Origin of the sequence: Halobacillus sp. BBL2006 (assembly GCF_000786645.1) — a bacterium.
Classification (GTDB): Bacteria; Bacillota; Bacilli; order Bacillales; family Halobacillaceae; genus Halobacillus.
Window position 1 is genome coordinate 1 of sequence record NZ_JRNX01000851.1, and the last position, 1,677, is coordinate 1,677.

Here is a 1,677-nt window from a genome sequence, read left to right on the forward strand (position 1 = left end):
TTAGCCATCGCTTTTGACAATTGATTGACGCCGCCTTTTGGATGAAAAACGCCATATTCATGTTCCATATAAGAAAGAATAGAAAAAGCGCCAGGACATTCCCATGGGGACATTCCAAGATATTTTGCCTGGAAAGTAAATGCAATTTTCAACTTCTCATCTGTAAAATAGTCCGATAAAACATCATAGACAGATTTACCTAGCGAAAGTTTAGGCAGAGCTTTCAAAGCCCGCTTACTGATGTAGTCTCTCAACCTGTGGTGGCGAGTCTGCAGCAAAGGAAGTAAAGCTTGCATTTTTTCCCTTGTGTCGGCCATGAAATGCTCATAACCCCTTTCATTTCCGGGGAAATGTTCGGATATGACTTCGAGCATTTTCTCTCTATTCCGATACATCGGAACACGTTTTCCGTCGAATTGAAGTTCATACATCGGTGATAATTCTATAAGATCTAAGTATTCGTGGGCATTTCGACCCGATAACTGGAATATTTCTTCTACAATATGAGGCATACTCAAAAATGTAGGTCCAATGTCAAAGGTGTACTCTCCTAAAGAAAAGTGGCCATTTCTACCTCCAACGTAATCTTGTTTTTCAAATACGTGTACATTATACCCTTGTGATGCAAGCATCATGGCTGAAGCCAGCCCTCCGGGTCCAGCCCCCACGACTGCAACAGTTTTCAAAAGCTTCACCTTCTTTCATTCTGATATGCAATAGTTGTACAATCATTATACATAAATAATATGTAATTCACTACCAAGAACTCTCCGCCAATGTGTTATGGATTATTTCAACGTACGTATGTCCCATTCCTTTACCCTTTTCCATTTTTTTATAACAAAAATTAGAATTTTGTTTATAACCTTTTGGTGTTTAGACTCTTCCATACGTTTCATAAAATGCAGTCGTTCGGAAATAATAGGACCTAAGGAGGCTGTGACTTATGTATGCCAATCAAAGAATTTCCGGGCCGTACTTCCCTTCTCATTCTGCCTCAGCTCCAGATCATGAACAGATGATTAACGAACAATTAAATCATTGGTGTGAGGAGATCGATCGATGTGCACACCATCATAATGAAAAAGAGAAAAGCGGGTTGAATCAAAAAAGTAAAATTATAAAGTTGGCTCCTGCAACCTTTATGATTTGAGTGGGTATTTAACCATACAGATCTCTTCTTCCGTGCATAGGCTGAAATGTAAACAACAGGAGGTGAGCTTATGTACGGAGGCTATCCTTACGGAGGACGTCGTTGTAGAAGAGTCGGTGGTTATAGGGGTTACCCGAATAACTTCGCCTTGATCGTCGTATTGTTCATCCTATTGATCATCGTAGGAGCAGCATTTTATTGCTAGGGTATAGTGAAGAGCTAGAGGTTTTACACCTCAGTTCTTGAGAATGGCAGATAAAAAGTAAAATTGCTCAAAAAAAGTACACAACCTATCTGGTTGTGTACTTTTTTAGTATCCGCTAAACCTTATTATTAACGATTCATTTTGGAAATCCCTTGTGTTATTTCCATTAAAACTCCCGAGTATCGTAGACTTAGTTTCGAGACTTTTATGTGCGATGATAAGTGCGTAGAAAACGACTCCCTTTCCGCGGGCATGCGCTGAGCCTCCTCAGGCTCAGCCCGAGGAAGCTCGCCGGTTCCCCCACAGGAAAGTGTTCAAA

3 protein-coding genes are annotated in these 1,677 nt (G+C 40.5%); 2 read left to right on the forward strand and 1 reads right to left on the reverse strand.

Annotated elements, in window-relative coordinates; all coding sequences use genetic code 11:
- Positions 1 to 635, reverse strand: a 635-nt coding sequence (locus LD39_RS20430; protein WP_369793269.1) for a phytoene desaturase family protein, incomplete at its 3' end; no start/stop codon positions are given.
- Positions 636 to 946: 311 nt separating this feature from the next.
- Here LD39_RS20430 and LD39_RS20435 point away from each other — a divergent pair.
- Both LD39_RS20435 and LD39_RS23960 read left to right on the forward strand, forming a co-directional pair.
- Positions 947 to 1,153: a hypothetical protein gene (locus LD39_RS20435; RefSeq protein ID WP_035552982.1), complete on the forward strand. Its 207-nt coding sequence runs from the start codon at positions 947 to 949 to the stop codon at positions 1,151 to 1,153.
- Between the two features lie 70 nt (positions 1,154 to 1,223).
- Positions 1,224 to 1,358: a YjcZ family sporulation protein gene (locus tag LD39_RS23960; RefSeq protein ID WP_081988535.1), complete on the forward strand. Its 135-nt coding sequence runs from the start codon at positions 1,224 to 1,226 to the stop codon at positions 1,356 to 1,358.
- Positions 1,359 to 1,677 lie beyond the last annotated feature (319 nt).